This window comes from Polaromonas sp. P1_E12 (assembly GCF_056405975.1).
Window position 1 is genome coordinate 257,771 of record NZ_JBFUBB010000005.1, and the last position, 20,179, is coordinate 277,949.

Consider the following 20,179-nt stretch of genomic DNA (forward strand, 5'->3'; position numbering starts at 1 on the left):
CCAAAGGTCACGTAGTGGGGATTCGCTCACTTCGCAAAGCGAAGTTATGCGAATACCAAAAGGCGACCCTGCTGTCTGCGTCCCTACGCTTCGCTACGGGCAACCTGCGGTGCTCGGTTCAGGCGGGGTCTCGCTCGAACTCGCTACGTTGCACTTCGCTCAGACAATCGCGATCCCTGATCCGCCTGAACCTGCGCTCCTCGGCGCAGACAGAAGGGGTAATCGGAAGCGGGGACCAAAGACAAATACCAACTCCAATACCGACAAGGACACGCCATGGCGTGTCCTTGTTTCTTCAGGTGTTCGGGTTCTGGTATTCGGTTGTTGGCTGTTCGGTATTCCTCTCCCACCCCTTGTGGATGCGCCGAGGAGCGGAGGTCCAGACGGATCAGGGCAAAAACTTGTTTGAGCGAAGCGAGTTGTTTTTGACCCCGGCTGGACCGAGCACCGCAGGTTGCCCCGGAGCGAAGCGCAGGGGACGCAGGAACCAGGGTCGCCTTTTCTTTGCTTACTTTCTTTTGGCGAAGCAAAAGAAAGTGAGTTGCATGCCGGGCAACCCCCGGCCAGCAGGATTCAGAGGAGGGCGCCCCGCCGGAGCAAACCGGGCCTAGCCCTTGGGCTTGTAAGCCACAACATCAATCTCCAGCCGCGCATCCACCATCAACCGCGCCTCGGTCGTCGAACGGGCTGGCTTCTTATCACCGAAATAGCCCATGTAGATGCGGTTGAAACTGCCGAAGTCGCGCGCGTCCTGCAGCCAAACAGTGCTCTTGCAGACGTCGTCCAGCGTGCAACCGGCCAGGGCCAGCACCGCCTGCAGGTTCTTCATCACCTGGTGGGTCTGCACCTCTATCCCGCCGGTCACGATCTCGCCGTTTTCATTGGCCGGCACCTGGCCGGAGACATAGATGAAGTCACCGGCGCGCACAGCGGGTGAGAACGGGCGGGGCTGGCGGTCGGAGGCCAGCGGAGGATTTCCGAAATGTTCGAGAGGCATGAAGAACTCCTTTTTCTAGTCTCTTTTGTGGCAAATTCTGAAATATATTTTCATAATTATGCGCAAATACTCGGGTTTATCCTGAAAATGATCATCTTCAGATCAATTAATCTTCACTTTTGAAATTTAACTTCAATCAGGAGTTGTCATGATCCGTGGAATTCGCATGCACCGCCGCACTGCCTTGTCTTCCCTGTTGGCCCTGGGTGCGGCCGGCGCCGGCTTCGGTCCGGCCGCCGCGCAGACGGGGAAGTCAGCCCTGAACCTGGCCATGGTGGCTGAGCCGCCGACGCTGGACATCCAGTCGACCCCGGCCGACCTGGTCTGCATCATCATGCAGCACGTCTACGAGCCGTTGTTCACCTTCGACGCCAAGGCGGCCCTGGTGCCGATGCTGGCCGAGGCGATGCCCAAGATATCGGCGGACGGCAAGCTCTACAGCATCGCACTGCGCAAGGGCGTGATGCTGCACAGCGGGCGCGAGCTTCATGCCGACGATGTGGTGGCCAGCCTGAAACGCTGGATGGAAGTCTCGCCGCGTGGCAAGTCGGTGGCGGTGCAGGTGGCCGACCTGTCGGCCAAGGGCCCGCACGGTGTGGAGATCAGCCTGAAGAACGCCTATGCGCCGCTGCTCTCGCAGCTGGCGATGGCCTCGGGCATGGCGGCCATCATGGCCAAGGAATCGCTGGCCCAACCGCTGCGCGAATACGTGGGCACGGGGCCCTACAAGTTCAAGGAGCGCAAGCCCGACCAGTATGTGCTGCTCACCCGCTTCGATGGCTACACCGCGCGCAATGAAGCTGCCAGCGGCTACGGCGGCAAGCGGGTGGCCGTGGTGGAGGAACTGCGCTTCGTACCGGTGCCCAATGCCAACACGCGGGTGGAGGGTGCGCTGGCCGGCCAGTTCCACTACGCCGATCTGCTGCCGATTGAGGCGCTGCCGCGGCTGGAAAAAGCCGGCGGCAAGGTCGTGCCCATCATGACGCCCTCGTTCGGCTTTCCTTACCTGGTGTTCAATACCAAGGAAGGCTCGCTGGCACGGCAGCCTGTACGCAAGGCGGTGCAGACCGCGCTGGGTGAGGGCGAGATGCTGGCAGCGGGCTTTGGCGACACGCGCTTTTTCATCGCCGAAGGCAACCACTTCCCCAAAGGCACGCCTTTCTATTCCACCGCCGGCACCGCAGCCTATAACGAACGCGATGCCAAGAAGGCCAAGAGCCAGGCCGAGCAGGCCGGCTACAAGGGCGAGCCGGTGCGTATCCTGACCAGCCGGCAGTATGACTTTCACTACAACATGGCATTGATCATGGCCGAGCAGCTCAAGCGTGCCGGCTTCAAGGCCGAGCTCAACGTGGTCGAGTGGGCAACGCTGCTGCAGCGCCGCGCCGACCCCAAGCTGTGGGACATCTACATCACCCATTCGGGCCTGTTTCCCGAACCCATGCTTTCGCCGCCGCAACTGGGCGACGGCGCGCCGGGCTGGTGGAGCTCGCCCGCCAAGGCCGAGGCGTTGACCGCGCTGAACCAGGAGTCGAACCCTGCCAAGCGCGGCGCGCTGTGGGGCAAGGTGCAGCAGGTGGTGTATGACGAGGTGCCTTACATCCAGGTGGGCAAGTTCGCCAGCCTGTCGGCGCGTGCCCCTGCGCTGCAGGGCTACACCCCCTACACCTATCCGTTCTTCTGGAATACCAGCCTAAAGAGTTGAGCCCCCACGCTCCCCCACTGCGAGCCTGCGGCGCGCTGCCCCTTTCCTCACGTATGGGGGCCGCCCGCCTGCGGTCCGGCAAAGCCGGTTCCGCGACTTGACTGGCTTGTTTCGTTTCGTCTCGGACCGGGTTTAGTGCTGCTGACAGGACGCCCTTGGATGGATAAAGAGATTTCCCCCTTTATGAATAGAGCAATGTCATGACACGGTACCTCCTGTCCCGGCTGGGCGGCATGCTGGTGGTCATGGCCATCGTGGCAGTGCTGGTTTTTATTCTCACGCGCGCCGCCCCGGGTGACCCGATCGCCGTGCTGCTGGGCGACCAGGCCACGGCCGAGGACATCGCGCGCGTGCAGAAGGTCTATGGCCTGGACAAGCCCCTGCCGGTGCAGTTCGGCCTGTGGGTCCGCGAGCTGGCGCGCGGCAACCTGGGTGAATCGATCTTCCTGCAACGGCCGGTAACCCAGGCGCTGTGGGAGCGGGCCGAGCCCACGACCCTGCTCTCGCTGATGGCGATTGCCATTGCCGCGCTGATCGGCGTGCCCTGCGGCATCGTCTCGGCCGTGTATCGCGGCAGGGCCGTCGACCAGGCCTTCACCGGTTTTGCCATGCTGGGCGCCAGCATCCCCAGCTTCTGGTTCGGCCTGGTGCTGATGCAGATCTTCGCAGTCTCGCTGGGCTGGTTTCCGGTCTCGGGCTATGGCGAGCCGGGCGCCTCGCTGGCGGCCCGCATCCACTGCCTGGTGCTGCCGGCCACGGTGCTGGGCGTGCTCAATTCGGCGCTGATCATCCGCTTCACCCGCGCCTCCATGCTGGATGTGCTGGGCGAGGACTACGTGCGCACTGCCCGGGCCAAAGGACTTTCGGAAAACGTGGTGGTGCTCAAGCATGCGCTGCGCAATGCGCTGGTGCCTATCGTTACCGTGCTCGGCCTGACAGTGGCGCTGATGATAGGCGGCGCGGTGGTCACCGAGACGGTGTTCGGCTTACCCGGCGTGGGCAACCTGGTGGTGAGCGCGGTGATCCGGCGCGACTACCCGGTGATCCAGGGTGCGCTGCTGGTGGTGGCTGTGATCTACGTGGTGATCAATTTCGCCATCGACCTGCTCTACACGGTCGTTGACCCTCGTGTGAAGTATTGACATGCAGTTTCCTCTTATTCTGCGCAAGCTGTTTCGCCGCCGCATCGTGCTGGCGGCGGCCATCGCGCTGGTCGTGGTGGTGCTGGTGTCACTCTTCGCCGGCCCCCTGAGCGGGCTGGACCCGAACGAGACCGCCGTGAGCCAGCGCCTCGCGCAACCCTCTTCCAGCCACCTGTTCGGCACCGACGAACTGGGCCGCGACCTGTTTGCCCGCATCGCCTTCGGCGGCCGATATTCCCTGACCATCGCGCTGCTGACGGCGCTGGGTTCGGTGGTGGCCGGCACCTTGTTTGGCCTGGTCGCAGGCTTCTTTCGACGGCTTGACGCGCCCGTCATGCGGGTGGTGGACGCGATGATGTCGTTTCCCGACATCCTGCTGGCAATCGCCCTGGTCGGCATTCTCGGCCCCTCGATGCTGAACGTGGTGCTGGCCCTGGTGCTGGTCTACACGCCTCGCGTGGCGCGGGTGGTGCGCGCCTCGACGCTGGTGGTGCGCGAGCTGCTGTTTGTGGAAGCGGCGCGCGCCGTCGGGGTCTCCACCGTGCGCATCCTCTGGCGCCATGTGCTGCCCAACCTGATGTCGCCGATCCTGGTGCAGGCTTCCTTCATCTTCGCCTATGCCATCCTGGCGGAAGCCGCGCTGTCTTTCCTGGGGGTGGGTGTGCCGCCCGAAATCCCGACCTGGGGCACCATGGTCGCCGGCAGCCAGCAATACGCCCACCAGGCGCTGTGGATCGTGTTGTTCCCGGGCCTGGCCATCATCCTTACCGCGCTGTCGCTCCAATTGCTGGGCGACGGCATCCGCGACCTGCTGGATCCGCGCCTGCGGAAATCGATGTGAACCGTCTTGAAGTACGCCACCTTTCCACCTTCTTCGACACCGACGAAGGCCTGATCCGCTCCGTCGCCGACGTGAGCTTCAACATCCGTGCCGGCAAGACCACGGCCCTCGTCGGCGAATCGGGCTCGGGCAAATCGGTCACCAGCCTGACGCTGATGCGCCTGCTGCCGCGAACCGCATCGACGCAGGTCAGCGGCCAGGCCCTGTTCGTCAACCGCGCCGGCGAGACACTGGACCTGTTGACGCTGCCCGAGCCGCGCATGCGCGCCATCCGCGGCAACGAGGTGGCCATGATTTTTCAGGAGCCGATGACCAGCCTGAACCCGGTTTTCACCGTGGGCGAGCAGGTGGCCGAGACGCTCCGCCTGCACAAGGGCCTGGGCCATGCGGCCGCCCTGGCCCAGGCCCTGCGCATGCTGGAGCTGGTAGAGATCCCGGCGGCTGCCCAGCGCCTGCATGAATACCCGCACCAACTCTCCGGCGGCATGCGCCAGCGGGTGATGATCGCGCTGGCCATGGCCTGCGACCCGACGCTGCTGATCGCCGACGAGCCCACCACCGCGTTGGACGTGACCATCCAGGCTCAGATCCTGGCGCTGATGCGCAGGCTGCAGGCTGAGACCGGCATGAGCATCCTGTTCATCACCCACAACCTGGGCGTGGTGGCCCACCATGCCGACGACGTGGCTGTGATGTACGCCGGCCGCATCGTGGAGGCCGCGCCCGTCAACGACCTGTTCGCACGGCCACAGCATCCTTACACGCAGGGCCTGCTGGCCTGCCTGCCGGCGCAGCAGCGCGGGCGGGCGCCGGCAGGGGACGGCGAGGGCCCGCATGCGGCGGGAGGCAAGCGCCGGCTCTACGCCATCCGCGGCCAGGTCTCCAGCCCGCTGGCGCCGCCACCGGGCTGCGCCTTCGAGCCGCGCTGTGACAAGGCCATCGCGGCCTGCCGCGACGCCATGCCGGCGTTGCGCAACGACGAAGCCGGCGGCAGCGCCCGCTGCATCCTGGTGCCGGAGGCCGCATGAGCACACAGATGCCCGCCGTCACACCTCTGATCGAGGTGCGCAACCTGCAGAAATTCTTCGGTTCCTCCGTGCGGCCGGTACGCGCGGTGGACGATGTGTCCTTCGTGATCCATCCCGGCGAGACACTGGGTCTTGTGGGCGAATCGGGCTCGGGCAAGAGCACCATTGGCCGCGCCCTGCTGCGCCTGGTCGACAGCACCGGCGGCACAGTGAGCTACCGCGGCGAGGACCTGGGCGCAGCATCGAGCGGCCGCATGCGCGCGCTGCGCAGCAAGCTGCAGATGATCTTCCAGGACCCGTACGCCAGCCTGAACCCCAAGATGCGGGTACGCGACATCCTGGGCGAGGCGTTGCAGGTGCACGGCCTGGCCAAAGGCAAGGAGGCGACTGCGCAGCGTATCGCCGAGCTGTTGCAGCTGGTGGGGCTACCGCCCGAGCACGCGGCGCGTTACCCGCACGAGTTTTCCGGCGGCCAGCGCCAGCGTATCGGCGTGGCGCGGGCCCTCTCGGTGCAGCCCGAATTCATCGTGGCCGACGAGCCGCTCTCTGCACTGGACGTGTCCATCCAGGCGCAGGTGGTCAACCTGCTGTGCGACCTGCGCGACAGCCTGAAGCTGACCATGCTGTTCATCTCGCATGACCTGGATGTGGTGGAATACCTGTGCGACCGGGTGGTTGTGCTGTACCTGGGCCGGGTGATGGAAGTGGCGCCGACGGCGCAGCTGTTCGCGCGGCCGCTGCATCCCTATACCCAGGCCCTGCTGGCCGCTTCGCCCAAGCCCGACCCGGCGCTGAAGATGGTGCATGTGCCCTTGAAAGGCGACATGCCCAGCCCGCTCAACCCGCCTTCGGGCTGCGTGTTTCGCACACGCTGCCCGCATGCCATTGACGCCTGTGCCGAGACGCGGCCGGAGCCGCGCGACATGGGCGGCGGCCGCCTCAAAGCCTGTATCCGAGACGACATCGAATCATTGACGACACCATGACACTGCAAGATATTCTCGACCCTTTGCTCGACGCCTCCTGGAAGGGCTTTCCGCACCACAGCCCGCCGCTGCGCCGCTCGGCCGTCGGCACCCAGGGCTGGAACGTGCTGCGCGGCGACCTGCCGTTGCCGCTGGCCGTGATCCGTCGGGACGCCCTGGCCGGCAACCTGCAATGGATGCAGGGTTTCGCCGGCAGCCACGGCGTGGGCCTGGCTCCGCACGGCAAGACCACCATGTCGCCGCAGCTGTTCCGGCGCCAGCTCGATGCCGGCGCCTGGGGCCTGACCTTCGCCACCGTGACGCAGCTGCGCGCGGGCGTGACGGCCGGTGCGAAGCGCTGCCTGATCGCCAACCAGGTGTTCCAGTCGGTGGACCTGCAGGGCATAGCCGACCTCAAGCGTGCCAATGCCGGGCTGAGCGTGGCTTTTCTGGTGGATTCCCTGGCGCAGGCAGAACTCATTGAAGCCTGGCATGCGGTGAATGCACACGCTGAGCCTTTCGACGTGCTGCTGGAGATCGGCGTGGACGGCGGCCGCACCGGTTGCCGCAGCCAAGAGCAGGCGCTCGCATTGGCCAAGCGCCTGCGCAGCGGCACGGCCACGCGGCTGGTCGGCATCGAATGCTACGAGGGTCTGGGCGCCACCGGCCAGTCGGACGCCGACAAGGCCTACGCCAATGCGCTGATGCAACGTGTGCGCGACATCGCCCAAGCCTGCGACGAGCAGCAGTTGTTCGAAACGGATGAAATCCTCCTCACGGCCGGCGGCTCCGCCATCTTCGATCTGGTGGCCGAACACCTGAAGATGAAACTCTCGCGGCCCGTGCAAGGCCTGCTGCGTTCGGGCTGCTATGTGACGCACGACCATGGCACCTACCACCGCTTCATGAATACAGTCGCCGCGCGCATGGGCTGCGGCCATGGCTTGCACGCGGCGATGCAGGTGTGGGCGGCGGTGCAATCCTGCCCCGAGCCGGGCCTGGCCATTCTCGCGGTGGGCAAGCGCGACATCTCCTACGACCTGGAGCTTCCCGTGCCCCTGGGCGTGTGCCGGGCAGGCGAGACCGCCATGACGCCGGCGCCGGCCGACTGGAAAATCGCCGGCCTGAACGACCAGCACGCCTACCTCCGCCACGCGACCCCGGCCGGCAGCGGCCCGGAACACCAGGCCCTGCGCGTGGGCGACCTGGTCGCGCTGGGCATCTCCCACCCCTGCACCACCTTTGATAAATGGCGCTGGATGCCGGTGGTGGACGAACAAAACAACGTGTGTGACGCCATCGTCACCTGCTTTTAAATGACCCCACGCGTTCTTGAAAAAATTGCCGAGATCATGGACCGCGCGCCCGCCGCGCGGCGCACCGTGCTGGCCCTGATCCTGGAAGACCCGCAGCGCGTGCTGGACGAAACCTTCGAGACCCTGGCCCAGCGCGCCAACAGCTCGGTCCCCACCATCATGCGCACCTGCCGCGACCTGGGCTACCCTGGACTGCGCGAGTTCAAGCTGGCGCTGGCGCAAGAGCTGGCGGTGGGCGGCTCGCCACTGAACCGGCGCGTGCGCATCGATGACGACACCCGACAGGTCATCGCCAAGGTGACGCGCGGCGCCACCACGGTGATCAACAGCGTGCAGGCTCAGCTCAATGTCGAGGCAGTGCAGGCGGCGGCCGACGCCATCGTCGACGGCGCCCGGGTGGACTGCTACGGCGTCGGCGTCACCTCCAACTTCATGGCTTCCGACTTGCAGGCGCGGCTGTACCGCATGGGCGTGGCCTCCAACAGCTACCTGGACCCGCACCTGCAGCTGATCTCGGCCGCCACCATCGGCCCGCGCGGCGTGGTGATGGCCATCACCCACGTCGGCGGCATGCCTTCGCTGCTGGAGGCGGTGGACGTGGCACGCTCGCAGGGCGCCACCATCATCGCGCTGACGCAGCCCGGCTCGCAGCTCGCGGCGCTGGCCGACATCGTGCTGGGCGTGGAAGTGGCGCCCGACCCGGTGATGCCGGTGGGCCCCGAGGCTTACCTGGCGCACCTGACGGTGATCGAGATCCTCACCGTGCTGGTGGCACAGCGCCTGGGCGACAAGGCCGTGAACCGGCTGGCCAACATCCAGCGCACGCTGGAAACCCGCGGCGTGGACATGCACCACCATCCCCGGCTGGACTGGGACGAAGGCGTCAAGCTCACCATGGGAAAAGTACGATGACGCGCGCCACCTTGCTGGAAAACGGCTTGCTGGTGGACGGCACCAGCGCGGCTGGACGACCAGGTGACCTTCTGCTGGCGGGCGACCGGATTGTGGCCATGGGCCCGGACTTGCGCCGCGGCCTGCCGGATGGCCTGTCTCTGTCCGATGTCCAGGTGTACGACTGCAGCGGCCTGGTGATTGCGCCCGGCTTCGTCGACGTGCACACCCACGACGACGCTATCGTGCTGAACGCGCCCGGCATGTTTCCCAAGCTGTCGCAGGGCATCACCACGGTGGTCACCGGCAACTGCGGCCTGTCGGTCGCGCCCTTCGTGGTGAAGGAGCCGCAGGGCGCCCTCACCCTGCTCGGAAATTCGTTTAAATACCCTTCGGCGGAGGCCTACGCACAGGCCGTAGCCGAAGCGCAGCCGGCCGTCAATGTAGCGCCGCTGATCGGCCACACCACGCTGCGCTATGCCTGCGTGGACGACCTCAACCGGCCAGCCACCGCCGACGAAGTGGCCGCCATGTGCACCCTGCTGGAGCAATGCATGGCCCAGGGCGCGATCGGACTGTCGTCGGGCCTCTTTTACGCCGAAGCCATGCCGGCACCGGCCGCCGAGGTGACAGCGCTGGCGCGCGTCGTCGCGCGGTACGGCGGCATTTACGCCACCCACATGCGCTCGGAGATGGCCGACATCCTGGAGGCCATGCACGAGGCCGCCGGCTGCGCCTTCGAGGCAGGTGTGCCGCTGGTGATCTCGCATCACAAATGCGCCGGCCCGGCCAACTGGGGCCGCACGCAGGAGACACTGCCGCTGATCGACACGCTGGCGCAGCGCCAGGACATCGCAATGGATGTCTATCCCTATGTGGCCGGCTCGACCGTGCTGCGCGAAGACCTGGTCGACGGCATTATTGACGTGCTGGTGAGCTGGTCGGCCCCGCACCCGGAAATGATGGGTCGCACCCTGGCGTCGATTGCCGCTGAGTGGGGCGTCGACCAGAAAACAGTTTGCCGCCGCCTGCAGCCCGGCGGGGCCTGCTATTTCCAGATGCACGAGGATGATGTGCGGCGCGTCATTGCGCATCCGCTTTCCATGATCGGATCCGACGGCCTGCCGCATGACAAGCATCCGCACCCGCGCCTGTGGGGTGCCTTCCCGCGGGTGCTGGCGCGCTACTGGCGCGAGCAGCAGCTGCTTTCGCTGGAGACCGCGATCTACAAGATGACCGGTCTGTCGGCGCGCAACTTCCGCCTGCACCAGCGCGGCCAGTTGCAGCCGGGCTGGTACGCCGATGTCGTGGTGCTGGACCCGGTCCGTGTGCGCGACGTGGCAACGTACGAAAACCCCATCGCGCTGTCGGAAGGCATTGAAAAAGTCTTTGTGAACGGCGAACTGGCCTACGTTGCCGGCGCTGCTGATGCGGCCAGCGTCAGGGTGCAGGCGCGCGCCGGGCGCTTGTTGAAACGGCATGTGTAATAAGAAACACCCCCGTCCAGGCTCACTGCGTGTAGCCTGTTCCCCCCTCAAGGGGGCGGCGCCTGAGGCCGGCGAAGCCGGACCCGCGGCCCCTGCTTGCATGGGGCCCCGCTCGCTGTACTCAATGAACTCTTAAGCCCAGCATAAGCCGTGGAACCGGCTTTGCCGGGCCACAGGCGGGCGACCCCCTCGGGGGGCAGCGACCCACACGAAGTGGGGGAGCGTGGGGGCCCTGTTTCTAGTCCAGGGAATCCACGGTGTCGGGGTCGGGCACATCGCCGATCGCCTCGCGCGTCAGCGCGGCCTGGCTTTTGAGCCAGTCGCAAAACGCCAGCACTTCGGGCCGGGCCACATTGCGCGGGCCGATGATCAGCCAATAACTCATCGGAGACTCCATGCGCATTTGCGGCAGCGGCTCCACCAGATCGCCCGAGGCCAGGCTTTCGGCAATCAGTGGCAGCCGCGCCAGCACCACGCCCTGGCCCGTCAGCGTCGCCTGGACCATCTGGTAGGCGTAGTTGAAGTACAGCCAGCGCTTGGCTTCCAGCTTGGGGCTGGCGTGCTCTTCCAGCCAGCGGCGCCAGGTCAGCCATTCCAGGTGCGTCTGATGGGCGTCGCCCGCCTCAATCAAGGTGAACTGCGCCAGGTCGTCGGGTTTCTTCAGGCGCGGCCCGCTTTTAAGCAACCAGGGGCTGATCACCGGCGTGATCTGCTCGCCGAAAAGGCGTATGGCGCCTGGTGGCATGTGGCTGGCCGGGGCGTAACGCAGGGCCAGGTCCAGGTCTGAAATGTCCAGGTCAACAGCCACGTCCGACGCATCAATCCGGATGTCGATGTCGGGGTTGTCGCGCTGAAAGCCCTCCAGCCGGGGGATCAGCCACATCGAGGCAAACGAGGCAAAGGTGGTGAGCGACACGCTCTTGCGCCCGGCGGTCTGGCGTATCTGCCGCACGGCGTTGTCAATGCGCTCCAGCGACGGCGTGACGGCCCGCAGCAAGATGCCGCCGGCGGTGGTGAGCTCCACGGCGCGCGTGTGGCGGTGAAAAAGGCTCACGCCCACGTCTTCTTCCAGGCCCTGGATCTGGCGGCTCACGGCCGACTGGGTGAGGGCCAGCTCTTCCGAGGCAGCGCGGAAGTTGAGGTGGCGGGCGACGGCCTCAAAAGCCCTTAACTGGCCGGCGGAAATCGGCCGGGAGCGCAAGTGTGTTTGTGAATGGAGCATGACAGTGTGGGGGTGAAAAAGGCCAAATAGGGCAATTCGGGCCTAATTGATTGATGCGATTATGGAATCAATAGCTTACCGCGATTTCATTGGACTGTGCAAGCCCGTGGCGAGATGATTCAACCCTCATCACTCACTTTGTGCCTTTTTAGGAGAACACCATGGACCACGCAGCTCACCTCTCAGGAGATCGTTTCTTGCAACAGGCTTCCGATGCCACCAACGGCCATGTGGCCGGCCTGGCGGGCTTCTGGAAACTGGGCGCGGGCCGAGCGCTGACGCTGCGTGCCTCGCAGGCCGGGGTGTTGCGAATTGCGCATGGCCGGGTCTGGGCCACCTTCGACTCCGCCAGCCAGGACATCCAGGTCCGTGCCGGCGACCATTTCCTCAGCCGGGGCGAAAGCCTTTCGCTGCGGGCGGGTGAGTCGCTGGTGATGGAGTCCTTCAGCGCTGGTCACGCTGCTTCCGCTTATTTCAGCTGGGAGCCGGCAACGGCCTGCGCCAAAGTGCCCGAGATGAAAGAGACTTCCGGCTGGCGCGCCGGCGTGATGCAGCCTTTGGGTGACTTGCGTGCCGCCTTCGGCCTGGCCACCAGCGCCCTCGGCCGCCTGGTCCGCGGGCTGGCGATGGGTGCTGTCGCCGCTGTTGAAGCGGTGCTGACCCCCGTTGCCCTGGTGTTCGTCACTGCCCGCGCCCGGCCTCACGTCACCGGCCACGACTTTGACGCCTACAGGGACAATCAGCTCCAGCCGCGCAACTACAACGTGCTGGCCATGTCCAACCTGGTCTAAGCGCAGATAGCCAACAGTTTTACTCCGGGAAAACCGTTTAACCCGCAGTCGCAAGGCTGCGGGTTTTTTTATGGGCGCCTGGTTCGGGGCTTGGCCGTTTTGGCGGTCCTGGTTGCCGGCGCCTTTGGCGTTTTCCTCGCCTTCGCTGTCTTGGGCGCTTTGGTCGCCTTGGCCGCACGCGCCTTCAACGCACACTCCAGCGCTACACGCGCCCACTCCAGCATCACGGCGGGCGACTCCATCGCCTCTTCGGGTGCCGCGTAGTAGTTGAGACTGTGCGGCGCACTGACGCCATTGCGTGTCATTTCATAGGTGAACCGCTCACAGCCATGGGCTTCATACAGGCTGCGGGTCTCCGCATCCGCCTTGAGCCACAGCTTCTCGCCGCCGCCCAGGTCGGCCACCAGGGCCAGCGTCAGTCCCGAGGTGCTGATGCCAAACCCGCCAAACATGCGCCTGGCCGTGCAGGGCCCGACGCCTGACAAAAGCTCGCAGCAGTAGGTCGCAAAATCATTCCTGGAAGAGGCCATCGCGCAACCATACCAAACCCGGCGCAATTGTGTTGCGGCGAGCGCAGCGCGCCGTGGCTGTCGCTTTGTTCAAAAAACCGACGTCTGGCAGATATCGCAGGCGCGACGCGCAAAGACGCGGCGGGCCGCGATAATTTGGGCATGGCTCCAGCTTCCCAGACCCACTCCTTCTCCGCGCCCGGTGTGCGCCACGCCGGGCCGCCGGTCCATGTGGTGGTCATGGGGGTGGCCGGCTGCGGCAAGTCGGCGGTCGGGCGTCTGATGGCCGACCAGCTCGTGTTGCCGCTGATCGAAGGGGATGATTTCCATCCCCCCGGCAACATCCAGAAGATGCAGCAAGGCATTCCCCTCACGGACGAAGACCGCGTTGACTGGCTGCGCCAGCTGGGTGTGGAACTGGCACGCCACCCCGCCGGTGTCGTGCTGACCTGCTCGGCCCTCAAGGCCGCTTACCGCGATAGCCTGCGCGGCGCCGTGCCCGGGCTGCAGTTTGTGCACCTGGCCATCAGCCAGGCTGAATCCCTGCGGCGCGTCTCCGCGCGCCCGGGCCACTTTTACCCGCCCAGCCTGGTCGCCAGCCAGTTTGAGGCGCTGCAGGATCCTTCGGCCGAGCCGGGTGTGTTGACCCTGGCCGGAAATGCTTCCCTGGAAGCCCTGGCCGACAGCGCAGTTGCCTGGCTGGAAATCCGCGGGTAGAGCCCTGCCGCCAGGCCTCGCCTGCAGGCCCCGTTTTCTGGCATCAAATTGCCTCGCAGGCCAATCAGGACGAGCGCGAGCAGCTATCAAATAAGTAGCAATCTTGAAAATCGTTTTTGCCGGGCAGGGTATTGGTTTAACTATCCGTAATGCATTACGTTTAAGTAAAATGACCCAAAACTGGCGCCGGGTTCACTGAACCGCCGGCGCAGCGTCCCAAACACAGGAACCGCATGTCCAAAGCCTTCGCCTCGCAGTCCGATCTCACCGACAAGGTCATCACCTTTGAGCAGCTCAGCGCACATTGCTGGGCTTATACCGCCGAGGGTGACCCCAATTCCGGCGTGATCATTGGCGACAAATTCATCATGGTGAGCGACGCCACCGCCACCCCGGCCATGGCACAGGACCTGATCGCCCGCATCCGCACCGTGAGCGACAAGCCCATCAAATATGTGCTGCTGACGCACTATCACGCGGTCCGGGTGCTGGGCGCCAGTGCCTACCTTGCGGAAGGCGCCACGGAAGTGATCGCCAGCCAGGGCACGTACGAACTCATCGTCGAGCGCGGCGCGCAGGACATGCAAAGCGAGATGGAGCGCTTTCCGCGTCTCTTTCGCAACGCCGAAAGCGTGCCCGGCCTGACCTGGCCGACTTTGGTCATCGAAGGCGGCAATCCGGTGAAGGGCGAAGTGCCCGGCAAGCTGGTGCTGGACCTGGGCGGTGTCAAGGTGCAAGTCTGGCACCCGGGCCCCGGCCACACGCGCGGCGACACGATTGCGTGGGTCGAAGAAGAAAAAGTGCTGTTCTCAGGCGACCTGGTCGAGTACGAGGCCGGCGTCTACACCGGCGACGCCCAGCTGGAGGAATGGCCCGCCACACTGGAAGCCCTGCGCGCACTGAAAGCCGAAGCCATCGTGCCCGGCCGCGGCGAGGCCATGAAGGGCGCGGCCAACGTCAACAAGGCGTTGGACTATACGAAGCGCTGGGTCGAAACCCTGTACCAGGCGGGCAAAGAAGCCGCCGCCGCCGGCATGGACCTCAAAGCCGCCATGGACCACACCCGCAAAAGCATGGACCCGATCTTCGGCCATGTGTTTATTTACGAGCACTGCCTGCCGTTTGACGTCAGCCGGGCGTTTGACGAAGCCAGCGGCATCAAGAACCCGCGTATCTGGACAGCCCAACGCGACCAGGAAATGTGGCAGGCGCTGCAGGGCTGAAGCCCGGCGCGTTCAGGAATCCAGGTCCAGCCTGGAAAGCAATCCCACAAAGGCATCGAGCGCGGCTTGGTCGTCCAGGGTTTCCATGCGCTCCAGCACGTCCTCATCCTCGACCAGGCAGTAGCCCAGGCTGAAGCGCCGGAATCGCCGGGCGGCCAGTTCGCCATGGTGCAGAACCTGCATGTTGATGTGGCGGGTGTCCTGGCGGATGCGTTCCAGCAACGTCAGCACCTGTTTCTGGCCGCCCTCCAGTTGTTGGCAAAAGCGCATGCCGTCAAAAATCAGCAGCCCGGTGATGTCCTGCTCCGCGTTGGCCTGGCGGGCCTTGACGGCGATGTTCGCCACGACGCTGAGCGGCGCTTCGGGCGCCAGGGTACTGACATAAAGAACTTCATACAACGTGGGGCTTTTTGGCGTCATGGCGGCAGAATGTAGCGGGCGGTCCGGCTTTTCACAATGTCAAAAGACACAGCCAAATGCACCTAAGATGCTCCTTTTATGAACATTCCAGCGCCAACGTCATCGATTTGTCCGCCTCACTGCAATGCCTGCGGGCTGCGCAGGACCGGGGCCTTCATGCCTGTCAGCGATGGGGAACTGGCGTTCATCGAAGCCTTTCGCACCGGCACCTCTGCAGTGCGGGCGGGCGGCACCATCCTGTATGAACAAAAACCCAACGGCAAGCTCTTCACGCTGTATTCGGGATGGGCCTTCCGCTACAAAACCCTGAGCGACGGCCGCCGGCAAATCCTCAATTTCCTGTTGCCCGGCGACTTCATCGGCCTGCAGCAAAAGTTCGCGGACGGCGCCATGCACGGCATCGAGGCCGTGACGGATGTAAGCCTCTGTGTGTTTCCGCGGGACGGTCTGTGGGAACTGTTTCGCAACCACCCCAGCCTGGGCTACGACATCACGTGGATGGGCGCGCGCGAGGAAGGTATGGTCGATGACCATCTGCTGACGGCCGGCCGGCGCAACGCCACCGAACGCGTGGCGATGCTGTTGATGCACCTGTACCGCAGGCTGGAACGCGTGGGCATGGCTGAAAAAGGCTGGATAGGGTTTCCCATCAACCAGCAGCATATTGCCGACGCGCTGGGACTGTCGCTGGTGCATACCAACAAGACGCTCAGGCGGTTGCGCCAGCTGGGCCTGCATGAGATTGAAAATGGGCAGCTCCGGTTGCTCAATACCCGCGCGCTGGAGCGCATTGCCGACTATTACGACACGCCGCCTGCGCAGGTTCCTTTACTCTGATTTCATCTGATTTCATCTGATTCCAGCTTGGTTCAGGCGTGTAGGCGGTCGCTGACAACAAGGCCATGGGGCGGATGACAAATGCGGCCCGCATCCGGCTTTAAGGTGACTCCCCTTGCCCGCGATTTGTCCCCCCTTTTCCAGCGAAGGGAAGGCCGTGACGACGGCGCACCAACAACCACCCAGGAGACGTTCATGAACCACGCACAAGCACCCGGCGCACGCCTGCAGCAGCAGCCGCGCCGTGTTTCCGACCGCCAGCAACAGCAAAGCAGCGGCTCACGCGAGTTCCAGCCGCGCCAGTCAAAGCCGGGCGATGCCCCGGCCGGTCAGATGGGCGAAGGGAGCTATGAAGCCACCCGCGACTACCAGAAGAACATCAAGTCCTATCTCAAGGATGCAGATGTCGCTGCCGATGCGAAGGCGGCGAAACCCGATTCACCCCAGCAGGCGGCAGAACTGAAGAAAGCTGAACAGGAAGGTTTGTCCCATTCCAAAGCGCCCGGCAAATAAGCCGGGTTGCGCGGGGCAGGTTCCGGTGTCAGGACTTTTGGCTGTGCAGGGCTTTGAAATCCCGCTCATAGCGGTGAAGGTTTTCCACTGCTTTTAAGCGCTGGGCGGGCGTCGTGCTGTTGTGCAGTTCTGCAAAGCCCTGGCAAATGTCCTGGGTCAGGCGTTCGAGGTAGTCCCGATAAGCGATGTCTGGTGAGTTCAGCGTGCGTTCAAACAGTCCGTTCACGGCGGCCTGCGTTTTCTCGGGTGTGCTGTGGCCGTCAGCCAGCGGGCGCAGGGTTTGCAGGGCATCCTGCTGGCGCCGCAGCCTTTCCCGGTAGGACACGGCGGCGTCAAAGTGGGACGCATCGATCCGACGGCCAATGATGTCCAGCTGTTTTTCTTCCAGCCGCCCGTAAAGCATTTCGGCCCGATTCACCGCCTCTTTGTAGCGTTTTTTGCGGCTCGTTTTGGATGACTCCAGAAAGTCCTCGCGGTAGTCGGCATTGCCTTTTTCAAAACGCTGCTGCAGCTTCTTCATCTGGCTGACGTGGAGCGTGCCCGCCAGCTTCGTCATGAGGGGCTCAGCCTCGTTCGACACCACCAGCAGCTTTCGGCGGAGGTCGGTATAGACCGCACAAGCCTTTGCCGTATCCATATCCTGCGGCATCTGGTGCTGCAGTTTTTGCAGCGTGTCGATATAGCCCGGCAGCTGGGTTTGCCGGTGCCAGGCATGCAGCCTGTCCAGGTCGGCCCTGACCTGCACGCTTTGCGTGTCGGTGAAGTCAAAATGACCGTCCAGATGCCAATACACCAGCTCAGGCGCCTGGTTGTAGGCCAGTTTCATCATCACGTTGCAACCGGGCAGCGCCGCACCCAGCAGCGCGGCGGCAAGCACACCGATAATCCGTAAGCTGCGTACCAGCCCTGCCCCGGCGGGGGTGGCACGCTTTTCAAATCCTGTCCTTCGAAAATCCAGAGGAAACTTCATGGCAACCCCAGTTGATGTCGTCATCATGGCCGCGGGCAAAGGCACGCGGATGAAAAGCAGCTTACCCAAGGTTTTGCACCGATTGGGCGGGAAGGCTTTGCTGCAGCATGTCATCGAATGCGCTGCGTCTTTGTCAGCGCGCAAGGCGGTCGTCATTACCGGCCACGGCGCGGAGGCTGTTGAGGCCGCCTGCCGGGGCTTTGCGCAGCAGGAAGTGGGCCCGGATTCGAAGGTCAGCCTGCAATTTGCGCGGCAGGAGCCACAGCTCGGCACGGGCCATGCGGTGCAGCAGGCAATTCCCCTGCTGGCAGACGATGGCGTCACCCTGGTGCTGTCGGGCGATGTGCCGCTGACCCAGGCCGCCACCCTGCAGGCCCTGCTGGCGCAGTGCGACGGCCAGCGGCTGGCGCTGCTCACGCTCAGCATGGCCGACCCCACGGGTTATGGCCGTATCGTGCGCGCGCAAGCGCACGCCTCCGAGCCCTTGCGGGCCGGCACCGAAGCCTCGGCCCAGGTACGCGCCATCGTCGAGCATAAAGATGCGACACCTGCCCAGCGCGAGATCCGTGAAATCTACAGCGGCATCATGGCCGTCCCCACGCGCCTGCTGCGTGCCTGGCTTTCCCGGCTGGACAATCAAAATGCCCAAGGCGAGTATTACCTCACCGACATCGTCAAGTTTGCGGTGGCGGACGGCGTGGCCGTTGTGGCGCAGCAGATCACCGACGCGGCCCAGGTGGCCGGCGTGAACAGCCCGGTGCAACTGGCCGAACTGGAACGCGTGTACCAAAGCCGCCTGGCAATGGCTCTGATGGAGCAAGGCGTGCGGCTGGCGGATCCGGCGCGGCTCGATGTGCGCGGCACGCTTCGCTGCGGCCAGGATGTGGAAGTCGACGTGAATTGCGTGTTCGAAGGCCAGGTCACGCTGGGCGATGGTGTGCGCATAGGCGCCAACTGCGTGATTGCCAACTGCACCATTGCCGCCGGCGCCGTGATCCATCCCTTCACCCATATCGACGGCGAGAAGCTGGGTGTAGAGATTGGCGAGGGTGCACTGATCGGGCCCTTTGCCCGACTGCGGCCCGGCGCGCAGCTGGGCGCCGAGGTGCACATCGGCAATTTTGTGGAAGTCAAAAACGCCACCCTGGCCAAGGGCGCCAAAGCCAACCACCTGGCTTACCTGGGCGACGCGACGGTGGGCGAGCGCGTGAACTACGGCGCCGGCAGCATCACCGCCAACTACGACGGCGCCAACAAGCACCGCACGGTCATTGAAGCCGACGTGCACATCGGCAGCAACTGCGTCCTGGTGGCACCCGTCACCATAGGCGCGGGCGGCACGGTGGGCGGAGGGTCGACCATTACCAAGAGCACACCGCCGGATTCGTTGAGTGTGGCGCGGGGCAAGCAGGTCAGTTTGCCTAACTGGAAGAGGCCGGTGAAGGTGGTTAAGGGGTAGGTCTTTGCTTATCCGGGCAGAGCCTTGTCTTGGCTGTTCTTGCTCAGGGTTAGGCGCTTTCGTCTGAGGGTAGCTGGCCGGGCAACCCCCGGCCAGCTACCCTCAGCAAAAAGCGCGGCCATCAAATCAACACAAACTCACCCCTTCACCCGATTCACCAAAAACACCCCAAAAATCGCCAACGCCCCACCGGCCAGCAAACTGACACTCAAGGGTTCCCCCAGAATCAGCCAACCGAGCAGCACGCCAAACACCGGCACCAGGTTGTTGAACACCACGGTGCGTGCCGCGCCCAGTTGGCGTATGCCTTCGTAGTACCAGACAAAAGCCACCGCGGTGCCGAGCACGCCGAGAAACGCCAGGCCGGTCCACACCTCAGGGGTGAATGATTCGGCATGTACGCTGGCGATGTCGCGCAGGGCCAGCAGGCCCAGGAACAGCGTGCCCCAGATGGCGGCCCAGAGCGTGGCCAGCACGGGTGACAGGCCCTGCAACAGCTTGCGGCCCAGCAGGGTGTACACCGCCCAGGCGCACACCGCGCCAAACATCGACAGCTCACCTTTGCCGAGCGACTGCGCGATTTGCGAAAGGTCGCCGCGTGTGACGACGATCCACACGCCCAGCAAGGCCAGGGCCACGCCCAGCCAGCGCACTGGCGAAAGCCGGTCGCCCAGGAATGCGGCGGCCAGCAGCAGTGTGACCACCGGGTTCAGGGCAATGATGAGTGAGGTGCGGCCTGCCGGCAGCACGGAAAGCGCCGTGAAGAACAACAGGTTGTAAATAAAGATACCGGTGGCGCCCAGCGCCATTGTGCCCAGCAGCTGGCGGCGCGACAGCGTCGTGAGTGCGCGCAGGCCTTCGGTGAAATGCAGCGCCACCAGCAGGGCCAGCGTGGCAAACACAAAGCGTATGAAACCTGCCGTGGCGGGCGGCAGGTGGGCGGAGATGACGCGCCCGGCAATGAAGGTGCCGCCCCAGAGAAAGGGCACGCAGGTCAGGCGCAGGTACAGGCCCAGAAGGCTTTTACCAGCCGGTGGAGTCGTAGGAGCGATGCCGGGCAAGGGGGCTGCGGTGGAGGATGCGGCGGTGGCTGTAGCGGTCATGCGGTTTTTGTTGGAAAAAAGGCTGGCATCAGTTAGATTGATG

20 protein-coding genes are annotated in these 20,179 nt (G+C 64.5%); 14 read left to right on the forward strand and 6 right to left on the reverse strand.

The window, feature by feature from the left end:
- Positions 1–607: 607 nt before the first annotated feature.
- Positions 608–997: a RidA family protein gene (locus AC1D13_RS15890; protein ID WP_477667449.1), complete on the reverse strand. Its 390-nt coding sequence runs from the start codon at positions 995–997 to the stop codon at positions 608–610.
- A 148-nt stretch (positions 998–1,145) separates the two neighbouring features.
- Here AC1D13_RS15890 and AC1D13_RS15895 point away from each other — a divergent pair, with 148 nt between their 5' ends.
- The 8 genes from AC1D13_RS15895 to AC1D13_RS15930 all read left to right on the forward strand — a co-directional run bounded on the left by AC1D13_RS15895 (position 1,146) and on the right by AC1D13_RS15930 (position 10,372).
- Positions 1,146–2,702 carry an ABC transporter substrate-binding protein gene (locus AC1D13_RS15895; protein ID WP_457282467.1) on the forward strand — a complete coding sequence of 519 codons (1,557 nt, stop codon included), beginning with the start codon at positions 1,146–1,148 and terminating at the stop codon, positions 2,700–2,702.
- 200 nt (positions 2,703–2,902) lie between these two features.
- The gene (locus AC1D13_RS15900) at positions 2,903–3,844 is read left to right on the forward strand and encodes an ABC transporter permease (RefSeq protein ID WP_457282468.1); all 942 of its coding nucleotides are present in this window, start codon (positions 2,903–2,905) and stop codon (positions 3,842–3,844) included.
- 1 nt (position 3,845) lies between these two features.
- Complete coding sequence (locus AC1D13_RS15905; protein WP_457282469.1) at positions 3,846–4,685, forward strand: ABC transporter permease; 840 nt, start codon at positions 3,846–3,848, stop codon at positions 4,683–4,685.
- Entirely contained in the window at positions 4,682–5,713 is a 1,032-nt protein-coding gene (locus AC1D13_RS15910; RefSeq protein WP_457282470.1) for an ABC transporter ATP-binding protein, read from the forward strand. The genes AC1D13_RS15905 and AC1D13_RS15910 overlap by 4 nt, the downstream gene beginning before the upstream one ends.
- An 8-nt stretch (positions 5,714–5,721) precedes the next feature.
- Entirely contained in the window at positions 5,722–6,699 is a 978-nt protein-coding gene (locus AC1D13_RS15915; protein WP_457282618.1) for an ABC transporter ATP-binding protein, read from the forward strand.
- Positions 6,696–7,994 (forward strand): amino acid deaminase, encoded by a 1,299-nt coding sequence (locus AC1D13_RS15920; RefSeq protein WP_477689878.1) that lies wholly within the window; start codon positions 6,696–6,698, stop codon positions 7,992–7,994. Before AC1D13_RS15915 ends, AC1D13_RS15920 begins: the two co-directional genes overlap by 4 nt.
- Entirely contained in the window at positions 7,995–8,906 is a 912-nt protein-coding gene (locus AC1D13_RS15925) for a MurR/RpiR family transcriptional regulator (protein WP_477689879.1), read from the forward strand.
- The gene (locus tag AC1D13_RS15930) at positions 8,903–10,372 is read left to right on the forward strand and encodes an N-acyl-D-amino-acid deacylase family protein (protein WP_477689880.1); all 1,470 of its coding nucleotides are present in this window, start codon (positions 8,903–8,905) and stop codon (positions 10,370–10,372) included. The genes AC1D13_RS15925 and AC1D13_RS15930 overlap by 4 nt, the downstream gene beginning before the upstream one ends.
- Before the next feature lie 238 nt (positions 10,373–10,610).
- Here the strand turns inward: AC1D13_RS15930 and AC1D13_RS15935 are convergent, their stop codons facing one another.
- Positions 10,611–11,594: a LysR substrate-binding domain-containing protein gene (locus AC1D13_RS15935; RefSeq protein WP_457282474.1), complete on the reverse strand. Its 984-nt coding sequence runs from the start codon at positions 11,592–11,594 to the stop codon at positions 10,611–10,613.
- Between the two features lie 161 nt (positions 11,595–11,755).
- On the opposite strand from AC1D13_RS15935, the gene AC1D13_RS15940 reads away from it, so the two are divergent.
- Positions 11,756–12,385 (forward strand): DUF2917 domain-containing protein, encoded by a 630-nt coding sequence (locus tag AC1D13_RS15940; protein WP_457282475.1) that lies wholly within the window; start codon positions 11,756–11,758, stop codon positions 12,383–12,385.
- Between the two features lie 68 nt (positions 12,386–12,453).
- On the opposite strand, the gene AC1D13_RS15945 is transcribed toward AC1D13_RS15940, so the two are convergent.
- Complete coding sequence (locus tag AC1D13_RS15945; RefSeq protein WP_457282476.1) at positions 12,454–12,915, reverse strand: TfoX/Sxy family protein; 462 nt, start codon at positions 12,913–12,915, stop codon at positions 12,454–12,456.
- Between the two features lie 141 nt (positions 12,916–13,056).
- Between AC1D13_RS15945 and AC1D13_RS15950 the strand changes: the two genes are divergently transcribed.
- Both AC1D13_RS15950 and AC1D13_RS15955 read left to right on the forward strand, forming a co-directional pair.
- Positions 13,057–13,611, forward strand: a complete 555-nt coding sequence (locus AC1D13_RS15950; RefSeq protein WP_477689881.1) for a gluconokinase — start codon at positions 13,057–13,059, stop codon at positions 13,609–13,611.
- Between the two features lie 233 nt (positions 13,612–13,844).
- Complete coding sequence (locus AC1D13_RS15955; RefSeq protein WP_477689882.1) at positions 13,845–14,834, forward strand: MBL fold metallo-hydrolase; 990 nt, start codon at positions 13,845–13,847, stop codon at positions 14,832–14,834.
- A gap of 12 nt (positions 14,835–14,846) precedes the next feature.
- On the opposite strand, the gene AC1D13_RS15960 is transcribed toward AC1D13_RS15955, so the two are convergent.
- The gene (locus AC1D13_RS15960) at positions 14,847–15,254 is read right to left on the reverse strand and encodes a BLUF domain-containing protein (RefSeq protein WP_457282479.1); all 408 of its coding nucleotides are present in this window, start codon (positions 15,252–15,254) and stop codon (positions 14,847–14,849) included.
- A 78-nt stretch (positions 15,255–15,332) separates the two neighbouring features.
- Here AC1D13_RS15960 and AC1D13_RS15965 point away from each other — a divergent pair, with 78 nt between their 5' ends.
- Together AC1D13_RS15965 and AC1D13_RS15970 are read left to right on the forward strand one after the other, a co-directional pair.
- On the forward strand, positions 15,333–16,091 hold the full coding sequence (locus AC1D13_RS15965; RefSeq protein WP_477667433.1) for a Crp/Fnr family transcriptional regulator: 759 nt from the start codon (positions 15,333–15,335) through the stop codon (positions 16,089–16,091).
- A gap of 195 nt (positions 16,092–16,286) precedes the next feature.
- The gene (locus AC1D13_RS15970; RefSeq protein WP_457282481.1) at positions 16,287–16,604 is read left to right on the forward strand and encodes a hypothetical protein; all 318 of its coding nucleotides are present in this window, start codon (positions 16,287–16,289) and stop codon (positions 16,602–16,604) included.
- A gap of 28 nt (positions 16,605–16,632) precedes the next feature.
- On the opposite strand, the gene AC1D13_RS15975 is transcribed toward AC1D13_RS15970, so the two are convergent.
- Entirely contained in the window at positions 16,633–17,481 is an 849-nt protein-coding gene (locus AC1D13_RS15975) for a DUF6279 family lipoprotein (protein WP_477689883.1), read from the reverse strand.
- 91 nt (positions 17,482–17,572) lie between these two features.
- Here AC1D13_RS15975 and glmU point away from each other — a divergent pair, with 91 nt between their 5' ends.
- Positions 17,573–19,033 (forward strand): bifunctional UDP-N-acetylglucosamine diphosphorylase/glucosamine-1-phosphate N-acetyltransferase GlmU, encoded by a 1,461-nt coding sequence (gene glmU / locus AC1D13_RS15980; RefSeq protein WP_477689884.1) that lies wholly within the window; start codon positions 17,573–17,575, stop codon positions 19,031–19,033.
- A 137-nt stretch (positions 19,034–19,170) separates the two neighbouring features.
- Here the strand turns inward: glmU and AC1D13_RS15985 are convergent, their stop codons facing one another.
- Complete coding sequence (locus tag AC1D13_RS15985; protein WP_477689885.1) at positions 19,171–20,136, reverse strand: DMT family transporter; 966 nt, start codon at positions 20,134–20,136, stop codon at positions 19,171–19,173.
- Between the last annotated feature and the right edge of the window lie 43 nt (positions 20,137–20,179).

What these genes read in the sequence shown, in the direction of transcription:
- AC1D13_RS15890 (WP_477667449.1), bottom strand. Translation starts at nt 997, where the DNA reads ATGCCTCTCGAACATTTCGGAAATCCTCCGCTGGCCTCCGACCGCCAG.
- AC1D13_RS15930 (WP_477689880.1), top strand. Translation starts at nt 8,903, where the DNA reads ATGACGCGCGCCACCTTGCTGGAAAACGGCTTGCTGGTGGACGGCACC.
- AC1D13_RS15965 (WP_477667433.1), top strand. Translation starts at nt 15,333, where the DNA reads ATGAACATTCCAGCGCCAACGTCATCGATTTGTCCGCCTCACTGCAAT.
- AC1D13_RS15970 (WP_457282481.1), top strand. Translation starts at nt 16,287, where the DNA reads ATGAACCACGCACAAGCACCCGGCGCACGCCTGCAGCAGCAGCCGCGC.
- AC1D13_RS15925 (WP_477689879.1), top strand. Translation starts at nt 7,995, where the DNA reads ATGACCCCACGCGTTCTTGAAAAAATTGCCGAGATCATGGACCGCGCG.
- AC1D13_RS15960 (WP_457282479.1), bottom strand. Translation starts at nt 15,254, where the DNA reads ATGACGCCAAAAAGCCCCACGTTGTATGAAGTTCTTTATGTCAGTACC.
- AC1D13_RS15985 (WP_477689885.1), bottom strand. Translation starts at nt 20,136, where the DNA reads ATGACCGCTACAGCCACCGCCGCATCCTCCACCGCAGCCCCCTTGCCC.
- AC1D13_RS15920 (WP_477689878.1), top strand. Translation starts at nt 6,696, where the DNA reads ATGACACTGCAAGATATTCTCGACCCTTTGCTCGACGCCTCCTGGAAG.
- AC1D13_RS15940 (WP_457282475.1), top strand. Translation starts at nt 11,756, where the DNA reads ATGGACCACGCAGCTCACCTCTCAGGAGATCGTTTCTTGCAACAGGCT.
- AC1D13_RS15905 (WP_457282469.1), top strand. Translation starts at nt 3,846, where the DNA reads ATGCAGTTTCCTCTTATTCTGCGCAAGCTGTTTCGCCGCCGCATCGTG.
- AC1D13_RS15955 (WP_477689882.1), top strand. Translation starts at nt 13,845, where the DNA reads ATGTCCAAAGCCTTCGCCTCGCAGTCCGATCTCACCGACAAGGTCATC.
- AC1D13_RS15950 (WP_477689881.1), top strand. Translation starts at nt 13,057, where the DNA reads ATGGCTCCAGCTTCCCAGACCCACTCCTTCTCCGCGCCCGGTGTGCGC.
- AC1D13_RS15935 (WP_457282474.1), bottom strand. Translation starts at nt 11,594, where the DNA reads ATGCTCCATTCACAAACACACTTGCGCTCCCGGCCGATTTCCGCCGGC.
- glmU (WP_477689884.1), top strand. Translation starts at nt 17,573, where the DNA reads ATGGCAACCCCAGTTGATGTCGTCATCATGGCCGCGGGCAAAGGCACG.
- AC1D13_RS15895 (WP_457282467.1), top strand. Translation starts at nt 1,146, where the DNA reads ATGATCCGTGGAATTCGCATGCACCGCCGCACTGCCTTGTCTTCCCTG.
- AC1D13_RS15900 (WP_457282468.1), top strand. Translation starts at nt 2,903, where the DNA reads ATGACACGGTACCTCCTGTCCCGGCTGGGCGGCATGCTGGTGGTCATG.
- AC1D13_RS15945 (WP_457282476.1), bottom strand. Translation starts at nt 12,915, where the DNA reads ATGGCCTCTTCCAGGAATGATTTTGCGACCTACTGCTGCGAGCTTTTG.
- AC1D13_RS15915 (WP_457282618.1), top strand. Translation starts at nt 5,722, where the DNA reads ATGCCCGCCGTCACACCTCTGATCGAGGTGCGCAACCTGCAGAAATTC.